The following is a 21,388-nucleotide window of genomic DNA, read 5'->3' as shown; positions in this document are numbered from 1 at the left end:
ATGAAAGTTGAATTTTTTGGTGTTAGAGGCTCGATGCCTTCAGCTGGAAGTAATACACACATTTTTGGGGGAAATACCTCATGTGTGTACATTGAACAAAACAACGGTAAAGATCTTATTTTAGACTCTGGTACCGGTATTGTAGAACTCGGTACACGTTTACTAGAAACACAAAGTCCTATCAATATTTTGCTAACGCACAATCATTGGGATCATATTCAAGGGTTTCCTTTTTTTAAACCTATCTACCAGCCCAACCGCAATATAACCATTGTAGCTGGCAACGTTGATGATAAAAAAAGCCAAGATGCCATATTAAAGCAAATGAGTGGTTCGTACTTTCCTGTGTGTTATCAGGATTTACCTGCCAGCATTACGCTTAATACTGATTTATCGTCTCAAAAGCAATTTACACTTAACGGTTTTTTGGTTTCTACTGCTCCACTGAATCACCCTGGTGGCGGTACTGCTTATTGCATTAAAGCAGATGAAAAAAAGATAGCTTACGTTACCGACAATGAGCTAAACCCACCAGACAAGCTAAACACAAGTATTTGCGAATGGAGTAATTTTATTGAAGGCGCTGATTTACTAATTCACGATGCTCAATTTATAGATGCAGACTTGCCTCTTAAGCATGGTTGGGGTCATAGCACCATAGATCAGGTTGCTGAGCTTGCTATAAAAGCGAGTATTAAAAATGTGATTATTATTAGCCACGATCCATCAAGAACCGATGAACAGTTGTTGGCTATAGAAAAATATTTACACACGCAGTACGCTCAACAGGTAAAAATAGAATGCGGCCGAGAAGGACGAGTTTTTGATTTTTAGTCTATCAAGGAGCGTTACTCATTAGCTTCTTAAAACCCATTACCTCAAAGCACTTTTTTATTGGCGCTGTTATTACGTTAATAATTGCATCAATAGAGTTATTTTCAACTGGGTCGCTTGCAAAGTTAGTTAACCGTGTAGAAGGTATAATATACGACTCTCGATTATTACTGACGCTTTCAGAGACGCCTAGGCGCATAGATGAAACCGTTGTAATAATTGATATCGATGAAAAGAGCATGCAAGAACAAGGACGCTTTCCTTGGAGTCGCTCAAAATTAGCAGACCTTGTTACAAAGCTTAGTGATGCAGGTGTTATTGTTATTGCATTCGATATATTTTTTTCTGAACAGGAAGAAAACCCTGTTACAAAAATTATGTCTGAAATTCCTGATTTATCAAAAAAGTACACCATCCCCTTTGCTGAAATTACTAAACAAGTCGATGCAGACACAAAACTAGCAAGCGCATTATCTAAAAATGATACTGTTCTTGGTTTTTTACTAATTGATGAACAACTGACTAATCAAAACTTGCCAGCTAAAAACAGTGTTGTATGGGCAAGCGAAGAGCACACTAATTCACAAATAAACCAGTTTCCTGGTGCTATTGTAAATATTCCACAGTTACAAAATGCTGCAACGGGCACCGGCTTTATTAATGCACATATTGACGAAGATGGCTTTATACGTAAAGCAGCTCTTATAAATCGAGTTGGCGATAAGCTTTATCCTTCTTTAGCACTTGAAGTTGCTCGACTTTATACCCTTGCTGAAAACATAGAAACCCGTTCCAATAGGTTAGATGGTATAACCTTATTCGAAGGTATAAAGTTTCAAGATAAGTGGATTCAAACTGATGAGTATGGGCAAATATTAATTCCTTACAAAGGGCGTGCGCATAGCTTCCCCTATTATTCGGCTACCGATATTTTGACCAAAAAAATTGGTTTAGATGAATTAGAAGGCACAGTAGCCTTTATTGGTACTTCCGCCGTAGGGCTTGCTGATTTAAGATCAACACCTGTTGGTTTGCAATACCCGGGTGTGGAGGTTCATGCCAATATATTTGAAGGGTTAATGCACCCAGAGCTACTGCCATCTAAACCTAATTGGTCACAGGGAGCAAGCTTACTCATCATTGCATTGACGGGTTGCGTACTGTCGTTTTTTAGCCACGCTAAGAGCGCACGTTTTATTATTGTTTTGTCTCTTACAGTCACAAGTGTCGTTATATTTTTAAACGTTTATTTATGGTCAGTACAAAAAATTAGTTTACCTTTATTAATGCCTCTTTTACTTATCATTATATTAGCCGGTTATTACATCATTGTAGGCTCTATCGCTGAAATGAAACACAGCCGAAAAATAAAATCTATGTTTGACCAATATGTTCCTCCTGAGCGAATAAACCAAATGATACTTCAAGGTAAAAGTTTATCTCAAAAAAGTGAGCGAAAAAATATGACGGTGTTGTTTGCCGACATTCGTAGTTTCACTTCACTATCAGAAAGTATGTCGCCTCATCAGTTAAGTGAATATTTAAACGAATATCTTACAGCTATTACCAAAATCATATTTGATCATCACGGAACTATTGATAAGTACGTAGGCGATATGGTGATGGCATTTTGGAATGCCCCACTGAAAGATGAAAACCACGCTCGCCATGGTGTTGAAGCCGCAATGTCTATGATCAACGGGTTAACGAAAATAAATCAGTTATTTGCAGAAAACAACCAGCCTGCAATAAAAATAGGTATCGGTTTAAGTACTGGCGACATGAATGTAGGTGATATGGGTTCGGTTTACCGTAAAGCCTATACAGTTCTTGGTGATACTGTTAATTTAGGTGCTAGAGTAGAAAGCTTGACCAAATTTTATGGCGTAGCTATTCTTGTTACAGAAGAGACAATGAAAAAATGCCCTCATATTTCATTTCGTTTAATAGATAAAGTGCAAGTTGTTGGTAAAACAGCCGCTGTACAGTTGTTTGAACCTATAAACTTTACAGATAAGCTCGATGAAGAGCAGTTAAATGAAGTTAAAAAGTCGCAGCAGGCCATGACGCTTTTTTATAATAAAAACTGGCCACAAGCACTTAGCTTATTTAAAGAACTACGCAGTACAACCGTATTTAGCCCCAACATTTATGCCATTTTTATTGAACGTATTAAGGGCACTGATTTGCAAACACTAGCTAAGGATTGGAATGGTGCCTTCAAACATACTCAAAAGTAGTAAACATATGCGACAGCACATTAAAGACAAAACAAATCTTCAGCACTTTATCGATATTAGCATTAGACTAACAACCGAAAAAAACTCGTCTAAGTTACTTGATGAAATACTGCAAGTTGTAATGTCGATAGCACATTCTGATGCTGGCAGCATTTACTCTATTACCCCAAACAAACAACTCAAGTTTGAAACGGTAATAAACAAGTCATTAAATCTTTATTTAGGTGGCACGTTAGGTGGTCCTGTTGATTTTCCTAATATAGATCTTTTTATTGATGGCAAACCAAATGACACTGCTATTGTTGCGCATTCTGTTAATACAGGGGAAGTGATTAACATTCCTGACGTGTATGATGCCTTGCCTTTTGATATGAGCGCTGCACGCAAAATGGATGCACGCACGGGTTATCGTTCTGAGTCCATGCTAACAATTCCTTTAAAAGATCATGAAGATGACATTATTGGCGTAATCCAGCTTATAAATGTAAAAGATGCGCAAAATAAAAACATTCCTTTTAGTGAAGAGCTCGTCACTCTAATTCGATCTTTTGCCTCTTTAGGCGCTATTTCGCTAACTAACTCAACACTAATTAAGGGAATGGAAGATCTCTTTTCGACCTTTGCTGAAACAATTGCGATGGCAATAGATGAAAAGTCTCCTCATACCGGTGGCCATTGTAAACGAGTGCCAGCACTCACGTTAATGCTAGCTGATGCCGTTAATGATATAAATAAAGGTCCTTTGGCTTCATTTTCGATGACTGAAGCTGACCGACATGAGCTTGATATAGCTGGCTGGTTACATGACTGTGGGAAAATAGCGACCCCCGATCACATCATGGAAAAGTCGACAAAACTAGAAACTATTTTTGATCGAATAAAATATGTAGATGCTAAATTTGAAATAATTAGCCGAGATTTAAAAATAGCGTATCAGCAAAAGATCATCTGTGCGATGAAGCTGCAAAAACCTATCGAAGTTCAACAATTTGAACGCCTACTTGATACCGAGCTTAAACAGTTGGCATTAGACCGTGCATTATTACAGCGTGTGAATGTAGGGGGCGAGTTTTTAGGTGATGTAGAACTTGAGCACATTGAACGCATTGCAAACAAATACCAACTCGTTATTAATGATATTAATACACCATTGCTCTCAGCTGATGAAGTTGAAAACTTAACAATACGAAGAGGCACGCTAACCGAAGCCGAACGTGAAGTAATGAAGCGTCATATGGATGTAACTAAAAATATTTTAGATGCCCTGCCGTTTCCTAAACACTTAAGCAATGTTACTGAATATGCTTTAGGTCATCATGAAAAACTTGATGGTACTGGTTACCCAAGAGGTTTAACCAAAGAGCAAATGTCGGTGCCTGCAAGGTTAATGGCTATTACGGATATTTTTGAAGCGCTATCTGCAGTAGATAGGCCCTACAAAAAAGCAAAACCGGTCAGTGAGTGTTTATTTATTTTAGGGTCAATGGTTGCTAAAAACCATCTTGATGGTGATATTTTTGCTATTTTTATTGAGTCAGAGGTTTATAAAAATTATATCAACGAGTATGCAGATCCTGAGCAGTTAGATGAGATAGATTTTGATAACTTACCCGGTTACACACCTATAAGTTAGCACCTATAAGCCATGCCTTTATTCAAAATGCGCTTATTACAGTCTATAACTATTCAAACAAAAAAATGCCACCATACGGTGGCATTTACACACGGGGTTATTTCTACTTATAGAAATCCTTTTACTTTTTATTTGTTTTTTTATGTTGTTTTATTAACAAAAAATATGGCTCCAAAGGTAGCATTTAGTGCTCTGTGTAGCAACAGTAAAAGGTAAAGTTCATATATCTGCCATATTAACGTCATAAAAAAGCGCGAAGTAAATTCGCGCTCATAAACTTAACGGGCGTTATATTTTAATACACACGTACTTTTCTTCTAAGTACTCATCAAGCCCTTGATGGCCGCCTTCTCGGCCTAAACCAGATTGCTTAACACCACCAAATGGCGCTACTGGGTTTGATATAACACCTTCATTTACGCCGACCATACCAAATTCAAGCCCTTCACTAACTCGGTAAATTTGCTTAATATTTTGGCTGTAAAAATAGGCTGCTAGGCCAAATGGTACATCGTTAGCAAGTGCAAGCACTTCACTTTCTTCATCAAAAGGAATAACCGTTAATACCGGACCAAATACCTCTTCGTGATAAATATCCATTTCTGTGGTGACATTGTTTACTATTAATGGATTTTGAAAGCTGCCACCTAAGTCACTATTATCGCCAATCAGCGTCGCGCCTTTATCGAGTGCGTCTTGTACTAACTGCTGTACTTTCTCTTTGGCTTTAGGGTAAATAAGCGGACCAATATCAACCCCGTCTTCAAAACCATTTGCCACTTTTAATGCTGCAACCTTAGGCGTGATTTTTGAAAGTACTTTGTCGAGAATATTACGTTGTATAAAAATACGGTTTGCAGCAACACATGCCTGCCCACTGTTTCTAAATTTAGCCGCCATTAGCCCTTCAACAGCTTCATCTAAGTCGGCATTATCAAAAATAATAAAAGGTGCATTACCGCCAAGCTCCATCGAGGTGCGCTTAATTGTGTCAGCACATTGCGATAGCAACTGCTTACCTACACCGGTAGAACCGGTAAATGTAAACTTACGCACAACTTCTGAGTCAGTCAGCATTTTACCTACTGTTTTGGCATCTTGAGAAACCATTACATTAAATGCACCTTTAACAAAACCAGCTTGATCAGCTAAGTAAGCAAGTGCGATAGCACAAAGTGGCGTGTGTTCAGAAGGTTTGAGTATAAAGCTACAGCCCGCAGCGTAGGCTGGCGCTACTTTACGAGTAACCATAGCAATAGGAAAGTTCCACGGCGTTATACCCGCTACAACACCGACAGGCTGCTTAAAGCTAGTTAAACGATGCGAGTCATCTGTTGGCGGAATTACATCTCCGTAACTACGTTTGGCTTCTTCTGCAAACCATTTGATAAAACCTGCACCGTAATCAATCTCACCAAGAGATTCTTTGAGTGGCTTGCCTTGCTCTTTGGTCATTAGCTCTGCAAGTGTTTGCTTGTGTTTTATTACTAGCTCATACCAGCGCATCAAGGTTTCGCTTCGCTCAGTGGCATTTGTCGTTTTTAACTTAACAAAAGCCCCTTGAGCTGCGTTTATTGCGCTATTTACACCCTGCTCGTCAATATCACTTACTTCAACAATACTTTTTTCGGTAGCGGGATCGTTAACGCTAAAGCGCGTATCGGTTTTATAAAATTCGCCGTTAATAAATGAGTCAGAAAAAATAAGATTACTCAAAATAAACCTCCAAAATTACGTTTTAAGGTGTTAGCTTTTAATGCGTGGCATAGAGCCAAGGCTAACATTTTAGGATCTTTGCTCACGTGAGAAGCGCAGCTTCTATATTTATAACCTAGAGTTAAAACACATAACGCCAGCAAGCTTTGCTTGCCTGCAAAATAACATACGAGCTTTGCTTGTCACGCCTACAATTCACAAACAAAAAAGCCGCTATATCAAACAGCGGCTTTTAATATATACATCGTTAAAAACTAGTGCTCTTCATTAACGATATTGAGATTGTACTTAGGTATTTCAACCACTAGGTCTTCATCTCTTATAATTGCTTGGCAACCAAGGCGTGACTCAGGCTCTAAGCCCCATGCTTTATCTAGCATGTCGTCTTCTAGCTCATCACTTTCTTCAAGTGAGTCAAATCCTTCACGAATCACTAAGTGACACGTAGTACATGCACAAGACTTTTCACAAGCATGCGCAATGCTAATACCATTTTTAAGCGCAGCGTCGAGTACCGTTTGACCTGTAGGAGCTTCAATTGCAGCGCCGTCAGGACATAATTCAGGATGTGGAAGAAAAACAATTTGTGGCATTCTAATCTCTCTTAAATGTTGTCTACTGACTGCCCTGTAAGGGCCTTTTTAATTGATGCATCCATTCTACGCGATGCAAAGTCGCTACTCGCATTATCGACTTTTTCGATAGCTGCTTTAATTTCGCCAGGCTCTTGTGCATTTTCGCGCACTTTTACCAGTTCTGCAATTTCAGCGCGTAAGTTAGCTAGTTGCGTATCGTCAAGTAATGCACCATCGGCTTCAAGTGATGCATTAAGCGCTTCTATTACGCGCAACGCTTCTACTTGTTGCTCTTTAAGCATACGCGCTTGCATGTCGCCTTTAGCGTTGCTCATTGATTCTTTTAGCATGTTAGCTACTTGGTCATCAGATAAACCAAACGAAGGCTTAACTTGAATCTCAGCTTGTACACCTGTTGATTTTTCCATAGCTGAAACACTTAATAGGCCATCAGCATCAACTTTAAAGGTTACACGAATATGCGCAGCGCCTGCCGCCATTGGTGGAATACCTTTTAAGCTAAACTTAGCAAGCGATCGACAATCATCAACAAGCTCACGCTCACCTTGCAGCACATGTAATGACATGGCTGTTTGACCGTCTTTAAACGTTGTAAATTCTTGTGCGCGTGCTACCGGAATCGTTGTATTACGCGGAATGATTTTTTCAACCAAACCACCCATCGTTTCAAGGCCTAGCGATAACGGTAAGACATCAAGCAATAACATGTCAGAATCGGGCTTATTGCCAATTAACACGTCGGCTTGAAGCGCGGCACCTAAGGCTACAACACGATCAGGATCGATTGAAGTTAGCGGCTCTTTATCAAAAAAGCTTTGTACTTGGCTACGTACCAATGGCATACGGGTTGAACCGCCTACCATAATAACTTGCAGCACTTCTTCATTTTCAATGCCAGCATCTTTTACAGCACGACGACACGAGCGCAGCGTTTTTTTAATTAGTGGCATAGCCATTTCATCAAACGTTTCGCGCGTTACTTCAACGGTGTATTTTTGATCGTCAAACTCAAGGCCCACGTTTACTTTAGCGTATTGGCTTAATGCTTCTTTACACGCTTTTGCTTTATTGATAAATAAACGTAAAACTGAAGGTGATAATGCTGACACACCTGTTTGCTGCTTAAAGTAATCAACAAGGAGCGAATCAAAGTCATCGCCGCCGAGGCTAGAGTCGCCACCGGTTGCCATTACTTCAAACACACCTTGGTGTAATCTAAGTACTGATATATCAAACGTACCACCACCTAAATCGTAAACTGCAATAATACCTTCTTGACCTGAATCTAAACCATAAGCAACCGCTGCTGCTGTTGGCTCATTTAATAAACGTAGTACGTTAATACCAGCAAGCTCTGCGGCATCTTTAGTACTTTGGCGCTGCGCGTCATCAAAGTACGCTGGTACTGTAATTACAGCCCCTAAAATTTCTTGGTTGCCAAAACTTTGCTCAGCTCGTGCTTTTAATGCGGCTAAAATATGGCTTGATGCCTTAATTGGACTAATTTTACCTGCCGCAGTTTCTATTGCTAGCGCACCATTGTGCTCACAAAATTCATACGGTAGTTGGCCATAACTTTGCTCTATTTCAGCCTGAGTTTTACCTAAAAAACGCTTAACCGAAATAAGTGTGTTAGCAGGGTCTTGCGTTGCTGCTTGTGCAGCTTCTGCGCCAACAGTAATACCGCCTGCTTGATAACGAACAACCGACGGTAACATAGCCGCGCCAAGATCATCAGTTAACGTGCGGGCTTCGCCGCTTTGCACTGTTGCAACTAATGAATTAGTTGTACCAAGGTCAATACCAATTGCTAGTTTATGTTCGTGTGGTGCCGCGCTTTGCCCCGGCTCAGCAATTTGCAATAATGCCATAATGCTCTTTAAACTCGTGTTGCTCGCTTTGCAGCAAGTAATTAATCGTCAAATAAACTGTCTTCGATACGCTCTAGTTCTTCACGTAACTTATAAACAAACTTCAGTTTACGAATATTATCTGCGGCAAGTTGATATTGCTGCTCATCATTACTTGCTAATTGCTCAGCAAGTTGTGCACTGTATTGCGCGTTTAATTGCTTAATTTGTTTTTCAAAATTTGCAATGGCGGTATCAGGATCGCTATCTGATGTTAGCTCTTCAAGTTCTTCGCGAAGTTCCATTTGCTGCATTAAAAACATTGGATCTTGCAAGGTTTGCTGCTCTGCACGAATATCAACGCCTAGCTCGCTCAACATATATTCAGCACGTTTTACTGGGTGCTTTAATGTTTGTAGCGCATCGTTAATTTCGGCAGTGCTTTGCACAGCCATTAACTTATCGCGGCTGCTCGCATTCGCGTGGCGATCGGGATGTACAGTACGCTGTAATTCCAAGTAGTGCTTGTTAACCGTTGCTAAATCAATATTGTAATCAACGGGGACTGCAAATAATTCAAAGTAACGCATAACTTCAACCAATAATATTCAGAAATAACAAAGCCCTACATTAACTGGCAGGGCTTATTTATACTACAAAGATATTTAAAGCTTAAACGGTAAAGCTTTCGCCACAACCACACTCATCTGCTTGATTCGGGTTATTAAATTTAAACCCTTCATTTAAGCCTTCTTTAGTGTAGTCGAGCTCTGTGCCATCGATGTAAACTAAGCTTTTAGCGTCAACAATTAATGTGACACCTTTAGCCGCAAAAGTTTCATCGTCTTCGTTTAAATCGTCAACAAACTCAAGTACATAAGCAAGACCTGAACAGCCCGTCGTTTTAATGCCAACGCGCAGGCCTAAACCTTTACCGCGGTTTGCTAAAAATGATTGTACGCGGTTTGCTGCCGCATCTGTCAATGTCACTGCCATGAGTTTCTCTTCTTACTTCGCTTGTTTGCTTTTGTAGTCTGCAATTGCTGCTTGAATTGCGTCTTCGGCTAAAATTGAACAGTGAATTTTCACTGGTGGCAACTCAAGCTCTGCACTGATATCAGTGTTTTTAATTGTCGCTGCTTCGTCTAGCGTTTTGCCTTTAACCCACTCTGTTACAAGTGAAGATGAAGCTATTGCGCTACCACAACCGTAGGTTTTGAATTTTGCATCTTCAATAACGCCAGTGGCAGATACTTTAATTTGCAGTTTCATTACGTCACCACATGCTGGTGCGCCTACCATACCCGTTGCCACTGACGGATCGTTCTTATCTAGAGTACCTACGTTACGTGGGTTTTCTACGTGGTCGATTACTTTATCACTATAAGCCATTATTCTATCCTCATTACCTGCTAGGGTATGTGCTCACACTATTAGTGGTGAGCCCATTCAACTGAATCTAAATCAATACCTTCTTGATGCATCTCCCAAAGTGGAGACATCTCACGTAGGCGACCGATAGAGTTTTTCATTAATTCGACGGTGTAATCAATCTCTTCTTCGGTAGTAAAGCGACCAATACTAAAACGAATTGAGCTATGTGCTAATTCGTCGTTACGGCCAAGTGCACGTAATACATAAGAAGGCTCTAAGCTTGCAGATGTACAGGCTGAACCTGACGATACTGCAATGTCTTTTACTGCCATAAGTAACGACTCACCTTCAACAAAGTTAAAGCTGATGTTTACAATACCCGGTACTGATTGGTCTTGTGTGCCGTTAAAGTATACTTCGTCCATATCAGCCATAATGCCGTCAATTAAACGATTACGTAAGGCGCTGATGTGTGCGTGATCTTTTTCGAAATCTTGCTTAGCAATTTTAAACGCAGTACCCATACCCACTAATTGGTGAGTTGCTAGTGTACCAGAGCGCATACCGCGTTCATGTCCGCCACCGTGCATTTGCGCTTCAAGGCGAGCACGTGGTTTACGACGAACGTAAAGTGCACCAACACCTTTAGGGCCATACACTTTATGTGCAGAGAACGACATAAAATCAACTTTAAGCTGTTGCACGTCGATTAATACTTTGCCCGCGCTTTGCGCTGCATCTACGTGGAACATAATTTTACGTTCGCGACACATTTCGCCAATAGTCGCGATATCTTGAATCACACCTAGCTCGTTATTAACGTGCATGATGCTTACAAGTACTGTGTCGTCACGCATTGTGTCGGCAAGTTTTTGTAAATCAAGTAGGCCGTTTTCTTCAACGTCCATGTAAGTTACTTCAAAACCTTGGCGCTCAAGCTCACGACATGTGTCGATTACAGCTTTATGCTCAGTTTTAGCGGTAATAACGTGCTTACCTTTTTTCTTGTAAAACTGTGCTGCACCTTTAATAGCAAGGTTATTTGATTCTGTTGCACCCGATGTGAAAACAATTTCACGTGGGTCTGCATTAATTAAATCAGCAATATCTGTACGCGCTTGGTCAACAGCTTCTTCTGCTTGCCAACCAAAACGGTGTGAGCGTGACGCAGGATTACCAAACTTACCGTCCATTGTCAGGCACTGCATCATTTCTTTAGCAACACGTTCATCAACAGGCGTGGTCGCTGCGTAATCTAAATAAATCGGTAACTTCATTTCTCTCTCCGCTGCAGGTCAACCTTAAAGTTGACAGCTTACTTGAATGTTTTCCAACTGCTTAATTGCATTATTGATACTGTTATCTTGGCGCGATGCTATTTCTTTCACATCTGATTTTTCCACCAATTCAGCAAGGGTAATATTATTCAAAAATTCTTCTATGCGTGCGCTTAAGTCTGACCACAAATTATGTGTTAAACAACGCATACCACTCTGACAGCCGGTATCGGCACCTTGGCAACGTGTTGCATCGACCGATTCGTCTACGGCGCTAATAATATCGCCAACAGAGATAACGCTCGCTTCACGCCCTAGTAAATAACCACCACCAGGTCCACGAACAGAACTTACTAGGCCATTTTTACGTAAACGAGCAAATAATTGTTCAAGGTAAGACAAAGAAATTTCTTGTCTTTGTGAAATATCAGCAAGGGCTACAGGACCTACACCTGTGTGTAGTGCAACATCCAGCATAGCTGTAACGGCATATCTGCCTTTTGATGTTAACTTCATAACGCCCCCTGCACAAAAGAGTGCAAATTTTAATTACCAGAGTAAATTAGTCAAGTATTATCACTTGATAAAAATTTGATTTATAAACTCTTACTTTTTAAATTGTAGAGTTAACAAACTTTCAATACTTGACCTCTTTGGTCAAGTATTACAGCCATTGTAATTACCTGAGTATTTTAGTCAAGTATTAGCTAGTTATTTACCCATTGGTTTTTATAACTAATAGCTATACCTAAGTTACTTAGGGATAGACTTATTAATTGAAGTGAGAATACCGCGTAAAATATTCATTTCGGCATCTTCAGGGTGAGCTCGGTTAAATAAACGACGTAATTTAGTCATAACTAACCCAGGGTGCTGTTTGATAATAAAACCGGTTTTGAAAAGCGTCTCTTCAAGGTGCTCATAAAACAGTTCTGTTTGTTTTGAGCTTGGGTAAACTGCATCGTCTTCTTCAACCTTTTTAGGTTGTTGATTTAAAAACGCCATGCGTGTTTCGTAACTAAGTGTTTGTACGGCCATAGCTAAATTAAGCGAGCTGTATTCTGGATTAGCAGGAATACATACGTGGTAATTACAAAGCTGTAACTCTTCATTAGTTAAGCCACTGTTTTCACGACCAAATACTAGCGCTACAGGGCCATTTACCGCTTCAGCAACGAGTTTTTCACCACATTCACGTGGTTCAACCATTGGCCACGAAAGCGTACGAGAACGCGCACTTGTGCCAATCGTTAATGTACAGTCAGCGATAGCTTCTTCAACAGTACCTACAATAACTGCATTGCCTAAAACATCAGTTGCGCCTGCAGCTAATGCACTTGCTTGGCTGTCTATTTCGCAAGCAGGATCAACTAAATAAAGTTTTGATAAACCCATGGTTTTCATGGCGCGAGCCGCCGAACCAATATTGCCGGAATGTGACGTGTTAACTAAAACAATGCGAATATCATCTAAGATCATTACTGTGCTACTTTGCTATGCCAAAAAATTGCGCAAATTCTAACATGAAAATGTAATAAGATCCTAGATTCACAAGGCTAGATCCTAAGATCCAAGCCAATATAACGATTCTTACATGGGTAAATTCTAGGGATATACCACCAATTTGTTTTGATGTTTAAACCATTGCCGCCTTTACATAAACATCAAAACGGTTCTTTTTGGTTTTGATTTGCATACTTGGGGTTTTTTCGTTTAAGAATGGCGCGTAATCGGGGCGTTTTACAACGACACGCTTACTGGCAAGTGGATAGGCAAAATCAAGTAGGTCGTCTGCGTCGTTGTCTGCACCAACTAGCTCTTGAAATACGCGCATTTCTTTTTTAACTAATGCTGATTTTTCGCGATGCGGAAACATGGGATCTAAATAAACAACATCGGGCATGCTTTCGCACTGAGAGAGCAAGGTATGGCTTGAGCCAAATATTAGGCTCATGTTTTCTTTCATCCACACACCAATTTCAATATCGCTATAAGCTCGCTTTAACCCATCGTATAAAAGGGCTGCAACAACCGGATGACGTTCATGTAATATAACTTTGCACCCTAGCGAGGCAAGTACAAAGCCGTCTCGCCCAAGGCCTGCGGTAGCATCAAGTACAACAGGCGTTGCACCTTTATTTAAGCCAACTGCTTTGGCAATAGCTTGCCCTTTACCACCGCCAAACTTGCGCCTATGGGCGGCAGCACCGGTTACAAAATCAACGTTAATTGCACCTAGTTTAGGCTCATCGGTTTTAAATAGGCTTAATCCTTTATCATCGTAATGTAAGCTAAAGCCACAGCAATTTTGCGCCCATTGGGCTAAACCAAAGCGTGTTTCTAATTCATTTAAATAAGGACGTAACTCTTTAAAAGCACACTGAATAACCACAATAAACTCCGACGATAAAATACGCCTGTAGTATATCAACCGCTTTACTTTAAAGCACTAAAATAGCTCTATATCACTGTGATGATTCGTATTGACCTTTGCGGCTTCCGCTTTAGTGCGTAAATTAGATATAAGTTCATTGCGGCTTTCGGCAACTTGTTTAAGCTGATATTTGATAAAGGCTAAATCGCTATTAGCCGATACAAATAACTGCATTGTTTGATCTAATTGAGATATATATAAAGTGAGATCGGCAGGATTTGCTTGTGTTTGTTGTAGCTTAATGGCGCAGTCAAGCTCATGTAGCTGCTCTATAAACACTTTAGTACTTTTGTTTTGCTCTATATTTTGTGTAGTTAACTGCTTAACAATATCTTGAAGGGCTGTACTTATTTGAGCTGCCTGCTCATAACTGCTTTCGCTTCTTTCCATGGTAATAACCTTCTCGTTGGTTACTTCTAATATATGCGGGAACAGATCTTTATAGCGCCCGTACAAAGCATCGTTATCAACTGGCATATTTTTTATTAAAAGGGATACTTTGGGGTAATTAATTATAGTACTACTACCAATATCAACAAATCGTTGAGCTTGTCTGTGTTGCTCCAGCAGCTCTTGCTCTAACGGGCAAACACCACTTTGCTGGCTGTAAAAAACACCTGTTCCTTGATACCAAAACACAACCACAACATCTAAATTTAAAGGAGCAAAAAAGGCAAAAAAGTGTTCACTCAACGATTGAAAGTTATTAGCGTGATAGCTTTGTCCAACGTAGCGCATTATACGGCCCATATCGCCCGACTCTGTCATCGCTATTTCCGCTGTTTTATTCGCTTTTGCTATATCCAATTTTAGCTTTGCACATTGCTGTCGATATTCGTAAAGCACTTTTATACGCGCTATTAACTCTTCTGCGTTAAAGGGCTTAGTGATGTAATCAGATGCGCCAACACTATAACCTTTTACCCGATCGCTTAACTCTATTTTAGATGAGAGAAACATAACGGGAATATCTTGAGTGCTTTCACTGTGCTTTATCGCTTTACATACGTCATAGCCTGACATACCTGGCATTTCAATATCGAGTAAAATAATATCAGGGTTATATTTATTGGTTAGCCTTAATCCTTCATCGCCATCTTTTGCATGAATTATTTTACAAAACCCTGCTAAAGACTCTTCAATTATATGATGAACATATTTGTCGTCATCAATTGCTAATACCAACTTTGCCATGCCTTAATCCATTTTAATAGGTGTGCTAAAAGCATAGTACGACAGGATGAAATTACTAAAAATTATTAGATAATAATTTACAAATAATAAAAAAGCGCCATTTAGGCGCTTTAATTTAGTTTGTGCTAAATATTAGTTTTTAAGCTGCAATACCGCTGTGGCGTAGTAACGCGTCAACATTAGGCTCACGACCACGGAACTTTTTAAATAATTCCATTGGCTCTTCACTGCCGCCTTTTTCTAAAATATTTTGCATGAAGGCTTGACCGGTTTGCGGGTTAAAAATACCTTCTTCTTCAAATTTAGAATAAGCATCAGCAGAGAGTACTTCAGCCCATTTATACGAGTAATAACCAGCGCTGTAACCGCCTGCAAAAATGTGGCTAAAGCCATGCTGAAAACGGTTAAACTCAGGAGGCTTAACGACCGAGGTACGGCTGCGTACGTCATCAAGTACTGCTTGAATTTGACACTCTTCACCCGCTTTATAATCATTGTGGATTTTAAAGTCGAATAACGAGAACTCAATTTGACGCAGCATTTGCATGCCTGAGTTGTAGTTTTTAGCCGCTAGTAGCTTATCAAGTAGCTCTTTAGGTAACGGCTCGCCCGTTTCATAATGACCTGAAATAAAGCTCAATGCTTCTTCTTCATAACACCAGTTTTCTAAAAACTGACTAGGAAGCTCTACCGCATCCCACGCTACACCATTAATACCCGCAACAGGGGCAGCATCAACTTGTGTAAGCATGTGGTGAATACCATGACCAAACTCGTGGAATAAGGTTGTCACTTCGTCATGGGTAAACAATGCAGGTTTATCGCCAACCGCTTTATTAAAGTTACACACTAAATAAGCCACTGGAGTTTGTAGTTCGCCATTAGCACGTACTTTACGGCCCATACAGTCGTCCATCCACGCACCACCGCGTTTACGGTCGCGTGCATATAAATCGAGATAAAAACGTCCACGTAAGGTATTGCTGCTATCTACAATTTCAAAAAAATGTACATCTTTGTGGTAAGTATCAAAGTCAGTAACTTCTTTTACGCTAATACCAAATAAGCGGTTAACGGTTTCGAATAAGCCACTTAATACTTTATTTGCAGGGAAGTAAGGACGTAATACTTCATCTGAAATAGCGTATTTTTCTTGCTTAAGTTTTTCGCTATAGTAACCAAAATCCCATGCCTGTAATTCAGAAATACCATGTTTTTGCTCAGCATAGGCTTTTAACTCTGCCACTTCTTGTTCTGCTTGTGGTTTTGATTTAGCCGCTAGGTCTTCTAAAAACGAGAATACTTGCGCCGGTGTTTCGGCCATTTTAGTTGCCAATGACTTTTCAGCGTAGCTGTTAAATCCTAGTAACTGTGCAAGTTCATGGCGAAGCGCAAGCTCCTCACTCATAATCTCTGAGTTATCAAATTCACCAGCGTTAGGGCCTTGATCTGATGCGCGCGTAGAAAACGCGGTGTAAGTTTCTCTGCGAAGTTCGCGGTTATCTGCATAGGTCATAATTGGTAAATACGACGGGAAATCAAGGGTAAATACCCAACCGTCTAACTCTTTACTTTTTGCAGTATCAGCTGCAAGCGCTAAAGCAGATTCTGGCAAGCCAGCTAAGTCGCTTTCATCAGTAATATGTTTGTGCCAAGCAAGTGTGGCATCCATTACGTTGTTGCCAAATTTTGAGGCTAGTTCTGATAAACGCGCGCTAATTTCGCCGTAGCGTTTTTGCTGCTTTGGCGCTAATGCAATACCCGATAATTTAAAATCACGAAGCGCATTAGTAATTGTTTTTTGTTGTGCTGTAGTCAGCGTTTTAAATTCGTCGCTGTTATAAAGCGTATTATACGCGTTGTATAAACCTTGGTGCTGACCTACAAATGTTGAATATTCAGATATTAACGGTAAGCACTGCTCGTAAGCTTCACGTAATTCGTCGTTATTCATTACTGAATTTAAATGCGATACAGGGGAGAACATACGCGATAATTTGTCGTCGGCTTCTTCAAGGGGTAATACTAAGTCATCCCACGTGTACGAACCTTTCGCTAGCACGTCATCAATGGCTTTACGACAAAGCTCAATACCGTCTTTTAGTGCTGGTACTACGTACTCAGGCTTTATTTTTGAAAATGGTGGTAAGCCTTCAAGGCCAATTAGTGGGTTGCTCATAAATACTCTCTTTGCGTTAATGCATTACGTTTTAAATTGGGTCTAAAAGTAAAAAAACAACTCAGCCGCTTTTAAGTTGTTTAATTTTAATAAGGTTGCTCTAAAGCAAAACACAAATAACCCATTAATGAGTCGGCCACTTTATAACGTTCTAGTACCGTATCAACTAGGTTATTACTGCATATTTGCTTTTGAGTAAGTGGGCTAATGGCTATAAAGTCTTTTCGTTTGAGCTCATCTATTAAGGGATGATCTTTTTCAAAACCCCTTGGTGGGCGTTTTAGCGACTCTCCTGACATTTCAAATATAGATTTAAATTGCTCATCATAAATTGCTTTTTTATAGCTATTTGGGTTTTCATCTATGCAGGTTCTAATGGCATTAAGCGCCTTTGATTCTGGTCGCCAAATACCAGCACCTACAAAACATTCGTCATTTGCTAAGTGAAAATAAAAACCAGGGGCGTGTACGTCTTTTCCCATAAAATGGCGAAATTGAATTCCTACATTAATTTTATATGGGGTTTTACCTTTACTAAAACGCGCGTCTTTATGGATTCTCATTAAACTACCGCCGACTTTTTTATCTGATGCGACAAAATGGCTAGAAACCTCAGCAAGTGGTGCTTGCATTTGCCTAATGAAATCTAAAGCGGGCTCTCTTACGTATTCCTCATACTGTGATTTATGGTCATTAAACCAGTCTCTATTATTGTTTTGATCAAGCTGAGCAAGAAATTCGAATGTTTTTTTACTAAACATAGGTCACCTAAACACTCTTTATTTTTAAAACTTAATGTTATGCTAATGCGCATAAAACTCAACGCCTAAGGACATAAAATGACACAACACTTTGATTATATTGCAATCGGTGGTGGCAGTGGTGGTATTGCCTCTGCAAATAGAGCGGCAATGCGTGGCGCTAAAGTAGCACTTATAGAAGCAAAACACATGGGCGGCACGTGTGTAAACGTGGGCTGTGTACCTAAAAAAGTAATGTGGCACGGTGCTCAGGTTGCTGAAGCAATTAATTTATATGCCCCAGATTACGGCTTTAATGTTGAAGTTAAAGGCTTTGATTGGAGCAAGTTAGTAGAAAGCCGTGAAGCCTACATAGGTCGAATTCATAAAGGTTATGACAGTGGCCTTGCTAGCAATGGCGTTACTGTAATTAAAGGCTTTGCTAAATTTGTAGATAATAAAACAGTTGAAGTAAACGGCAAGCACTACACAGCCGACCATATATTAATTGCAGTAGGTGGACGCCCAAGCATTCCGCATATTGAAGGTGCTGAACACGGTATCGATTCAAATGGCTTTTTTGAGCTAAAAGAGCAACCTAAGCGCGTTGCAGTAATAGGCGCAGGCTACATAGCCGTTGAGCTTGCTGGTGTATTACATGGTTTAGGTACTGAAACACATTTATTTGTTCGTAAGCATTCTCCACTTCGTAACTTTGACCCATACATAGTTGAAACCCTTGTTGATGTTATGGCTGCCGAAGGCCCTACTCTTCATACAGAATCTGTACCTCATAAATTAGTTAAAGAAGATGATGGCTCTGTAACGCTACATTTAGATAATGGTAAAACTCATAACGTTGACCAAGTAATTTGGGCCATTGGCCGCCAGCCAACAACAGATGCAATTAATGTAGCTGCTGCAGGCGTAGAAGTTAACAGCGATGGTTTTGTTAAAGTTGATGAGTTTCAAAATACCACAGCTAAAAATGTATACGCGGTTGGCGATATTATCGAAAACGGTATTGAACTTACGCCTGTAGCAGTTAAAGCAGGGCGTACTTTATCAGAACGCTTATTTAATAAAGAACTACCTGATGATTTAAAAATGGATTACAGCCTAGTTCCTACTGTTGTATTTAGTCACCCACCAATTGGTACTATTGGCCTTACTGAACAAGAAGCTATTTCTCAATACGGCGAAGAAAACGTTAAGATTTACCAATCTGGTTTTACAGCTATGTACACAGCGGTAACTAAACATCGCCAACCTTGTAAAATGAAGCTTGTATGTGCCGGCCCAGACGAAAAAGTAGTTGGCCTACATGGTATTGGTTTTGCGGTTGATGAAATGATTCAAGGTTTTGCAGTTGCCATGAAAATGGGCGCTACTAAAGCTAACTTTGATGCCGTTGTTGCGATTCACCCAACAGGTTCTGAAGAGTTTGTTACTATGCGCTAGACGCTAAACTCTAAGCGCTCAATTATAAAAAGCCCTTGTTAAGTAATTAGTAAGGGCTTTTTTAATGCTTGTTATATTTTGCACAACAAACCACTTAAAACGTCACATTAAAAACATCCATTCAACATTAAAAAAACATCTAAGCCATTATTTTAACAGCAAAAATTTTAGACCGATAAAAAGGTTAAAAGTTTAAATTTTGTTTTGGCTTTAAAGCATTTTAACGATTAGAATCCCGCGCATTTATAGTTTTTCTTGGTTATTTATGTTTTTACTGCGATCTTTTATTTATTTATTATGCCTAGCGGGTGTTGCTCATTTAATTCAACTTGAAGGGTTTGAATTAAAACAGGATGCACTTTACAGTGAAGAAACTCTTACCGAACATATGCAAGATGTTTTAACTTTTTTAAGCTGTATTTTATTTTTTTACGCTTCGCGAATTAACTTTCAACTCAAAATACCGGCTGTATTACTAGCTGCGTTATCGGCAATGATGTTTGTGAGAGAGTTTGATACCTACCTCGACCTATACTTTTTTGATAGCGCTTGGCAAAGTATCGTCTATTCAATTTTAGCTGGCGTGTTTGTTTATTTAATAACAAACAGAGGAAGTATTTTTAACTCTTTAAAAGCCTATAGCCTCACTCCTAGTTATGGAATTTGCTTATCAGGCATGGTTACTTTACTCGCATTTTCGCGAATGATGGGCAAAGGCGCATTTTGGCATTCAGTAATGGGTGATGACTATGTACGTGCGGTAAAAAACATTGTTGAAGAAGGTATAGAAACGCTTGGCTATACTTTGATTTTTATTTCAGCCATTGAGCTTGTACTCATATGCCGAAAAAGAATGGCTAAAAATCACAAGCATTGCACTGATCAAGTAACTCAATAACATAGCTACATTTTTTATTGGTTACTTTTTTTACACTAAATTTGCTAATTGGTTTAATAAATCAATATACTGAGCCTGTTTTTATCAACTCACATTTAATTGGATACCATGACTAAAGATATATTGCTGCATCCGTTTCTTCTTTCAATTGTAATGATCACAATTGCATTTGTACTAAAAGTGCTTGTTGATAAGCTTGCTAAAAGTCGCGCAGAAAAAAAAGAAAAAGACATCCGTTACATCGCACACAATATTAAGCACTTTATTAATTTTGTAATGATGATATCGCTGCTATTTGTGTGGTCTACTGAAATTCAAAACTTTGCACTTTCTATTGCTGCTTTTGCCGTGGCGATTGTACTTGCAACGCGTGAGTTTATTCAGTGTGTAATAGGCTTTTTTTACCTCGTAACAACTCGCCCGTTTAGAGTGGGTGATTGGATACAAGTTGGTGATTACTTTGGTGAAGTAGCTGAAACGGATTGGATAAAAACAACCATGCATGAAATTGATATACATACTTATCAATTTTCTAGAAAAACCATATACATACCTAATAACAAGCTGATTACCAGCTCTATTAAAAACTTAAACTTTGTAAAACGCTTTGTTACACATCATTTTATTATTGTCCGAAGAGAGAGCTTTAACCCGTACCCTATTCACGACACACTCACTGAGCAAGCTAAACTGTACTGCGAAGAGTTTCAAGAAGTAGCAAGCCGTTATAATTCGATGATTGAGCGTAAACTTGATGCAAAAATATCTGGCCCAGAGCCGGTAATTCACTTTGGTACAACCGATTTAGGTGAATTTAAAGCAAGCTTTACCTTGTTTTGCCCGACAGAAAAAGCGCTGGAGATAGAGCACAAATTAACAGAGTGCTTTTTTGCGTTATGGTACAAAGAGGCTGAAAAAAATAAAGAAGGTGAAGGAGAGGCATAAACCTCGCCTACACAAAG

The 21,388-nt window shown here is 39.6% G+C and carries 19 protein-coding genes; 6 read left to right on the top strand and 13 right to left on the bottom strand.

What is annotated here, in order from left to right:
* The 3 genes from H5092_RS12865 to H5092_RS12855 are packed head-to-tail and all read left to right on the top strand — an operon-like array spanning position 1 to position 4,707.
* Positions 1-834 carry an MBL fold metallo-hydrolase gene (locus H5092_RS12865; RefSeq protein ID WP_182733638.1) on the top strand — a complete coding sequence of 278 codons (834 nt, stop codon included), beginning with the start codon at positions 1-3 and terminating at the stop codon, positions 832-834.
* 20 nt (positions 835-854) lie between these two features.
* Complete coding sequence (locus tag H5092_RS20830) at positions 855-3,074, top strand: adenylate/guanylate cyclase domain-containing protein (RefSeq protein WP_310735806.1); 2,220 nt, start codon at positions 855-857, stop codon at positions 3,072-3,074.
* A complete protein-coding gene (locus H5092_RS12855; RefSeq protein WP_182733637.1) occupies positions 3,046-4,707 on the top strand; it encodes an HD family phosphohydrolase in 1,662 nt (553 codons plus the stop codon). Before H5092_RS20830 ends, H5092_RS12855 begins: the two co-directional genes overlap by 29 nt.
* A gap of 288 nt (positions 4,708-4,995) precedes the next feature.
* On the opposite strand, the gene H5092_RS12850 is transcribed toward H5092_RS12855, so the two are convergent.
* From H5092_RS12850 to H5092_RS12790, 13 genes are all read right to left on the bottom strand, one after another.
* Positions 4,996-6,423 (bottom strand): NAD-dependent succinate-semialdehyde dehydrogenase, encoded by a 1,428-nt coding sequence (locus H5092_RS12850; RefSeq protein ID WP_182733636.1) that lies wholly within the window; start codon positions 6,421-6,423, stop codon positions 4,996-4,998.
* 254 nt (positions 6,424-6,677) lie between these two features.
* The gene (fdx, locus tag H5092_RS12845) at positions 6,678-7,016 is read right to left on the bottom strand and encodes an ISC system 2Fe-2S type ferredoxin (RefSeq protein ID WP_002958430.1); all 339 of its coding nucleotides are present in this window, start codon (positions 7,014-7,016) and stop codon (positions 6,678-6,680) included.
* 11 nt (positions 7,017-7,027) lie between these two features.
* Positions 7,028-8,890, bottom strand: a complete 1,863-nt coding sequence (hscA, locus tag H5092_RS12840; protein WP_182694801.1) for a Fe-S protein assembly chaperone HscA — start codon at positions 8,888-8,890, stop codon at positions 7,028-7,030.
* Between the two features lie 41 nt (positions 8,891-8,931).
* The gene (hscB, locus tag H5092_RS12835) at positions 8,932-9,459 is read right to left on the bottom strand and encodes a co-chaperone HscB (protein WP_182733635.1); all 528 of its coding nucleotides are present in this window, start codon (positions 9,457-9,459) and stop codon (positions 8,932-8,934) included.
* A gap of 82 nt (positions 9,460-9,541) precedes the next feature.
* On the bottom strand, positions 9,542-9,865 hold the full coding sequence (iscA, locus tag H5092_RS12830) for an iron-sulfur cluster assembly protein IscA (protein ID WP_002958427.1): 324 nt from the start codon (positions 9,863-9,865) through the stop codon (positions 9,542-9,544).
* Between the two features lie 12 nt (positions 9,866-9,877).
* Positions 9,878-10,261 carry a Fe-S cluster assembly scaffold IscU gene (iscU, locus tag H5092_RS12825; protein WP_002958426.1) on the bottom strand — a complete coding sequence of 128 codons (384 nt, stop codon included), beginning with the start codon at positions 10,259-10,261 and terminating at the stop codon, positions 9,878-9,880.
* A 41-nt stretch (positions 10,262-10,302) separates the two neighbouring features.
* Complete coding sequence (locus H5092_RS12820) at positions 10,303-11,520, bottom strand: IscS subfamily cysteine desulfurase (protein WP_002958425.1); 1,218 nt, start codon at positions 11,518-11,520, stop codon at positions 10,303-10,305.
* 24 nt (positions 11,521-11,544) lie between these two features.
* A complete protein-coding gene (gene iscR / locus H5092_RS12815) occupies positions 11,545-12,036 on the bottom strand; it encodes a Fe-S cluster assembly transcriptional regulator IscR (RefSeq protein ID WP_007586371.1) in 492 nt (163 codons plus the stop codon).
* A 237-nt stretch (positions 12,037-12,273) separates the two neighbouring features.
* Positions 12,274-12,999, bottom strand: coding sequence for a tRNA (cytosine(32)/uridine(32)-2'-O)-methyltransferase TrmJ (trmJ, locus tag H5092_RS12810; RefSeq protein WP_002958423.1), 726 nt, complete (start codon positions 12,997-12,999; stop codon positions 12,274-12,276).
* Between the two features lie 157 nt (positions 13,000-13,156).
* Complete coding sequence (locus tag H5092_RS12805) at positions 13,157-13,912, bottom strand: class I SAM-dependent methyltransferase (protein ID WP_182694804.1); 756 nt, start codon at positions 13,910-13,912, stop codon at positions 13,157-13,159.
* A 57-nt stretch (positions 13,913-13,969) separates the two neighbouring features.
* Positions 13,970-15,148 (bottom strand): response regulator transcription factor, encoded by a 1,179-nt coding sequence (locus tag H5092_RS12800; RefSeq protein WP_002958415.1) that lies wholly within the window; start codon positions 15,146-15,148, stop codon positions 13,970-13,972.
* A 139-nt stretch (positions 15,149-15,287) separates the two neighbouring features.
* Complete coding sequence (gene prlC / locus H5092_RS12795) at positions 15,288-17,327, bottom strand: oligopeptidase A (RefSeq protein WP_165723954.1); 2,040 nt, start codon at positions 17,325-17,327, stop codon at positions 15,288-15,290.
* 86 nt (positions 17,328-17,413) lie between these two features.
* A complete protein-coding gene (locus tag H5092_RS12790) occupies positions 17,414-18,088 on the bottom strand; it encodes a DUF2461 domain-containing protein (protein ID WP_182733634.1) in 675 nt (224 codons plus the stop codon).
* Positions 18,089-18,166: 78 nt separating this feature from the next.
* Here H5092_RS12790 and gorA point away from each other — a divergent pair, with 78 nt between their 5' ends.
* From gorA to H5092_RS12775, 3 genes are all read left to right on the top strand, one after another.
* Positions 18,167-19,528, top strand: coding sequence for a glutathione-disulfide reductase (gene gorA, locus H5092_RS12785; protein ID WP_166378410.1), 1,362 nt, complete (start codon positions 18,167-18,169; stop codon positions 19,526-19,528).
* A 265-nt stretch (positions 19,529-19,793) separates the two neighbouring features.
* Positions 19,794-20,426 (top strand): hypothetical protein, encoded by a 633-nt coding sequence (locus H5092_RS12780; RefSeq protein ID WP_182733633.1) that lies wholly within the window; start codon positions 19,794-19,796, stop codon positions 20,424-20,426.
* A 108-nt stretch (positions 20,427-20,534) separates the two neighbouring features.
* Positions 20,535-21,371 (top strand): mechanosensitive ion channel family protein, encoded by an 837-nt coding sequence (locus H5092_RS12775; RefSeq protein ID WP_024597410.1) that lies wholly within the window; start codon positions 20,535-20,537, stop codon positions 21,369-21,371.
* Positions 21,372-21,388 lie beyond the last annotated feature (17 nt).

The sequence above is a fragment of the Pseudoalteromonas sp. SR41-7 genome (assembly GCF_014163935.1).
Classification (GTDB): Bacteria; Pseudomonadota; Gammaproteobacteria; order Enterobacterales; family Alteromonadaceae; genus Pseudoalteromonas; species Pseudoalteromonas distincta.
This window is presented reverse-complemented; position numbering and strand designations above follow the sequence as displayed.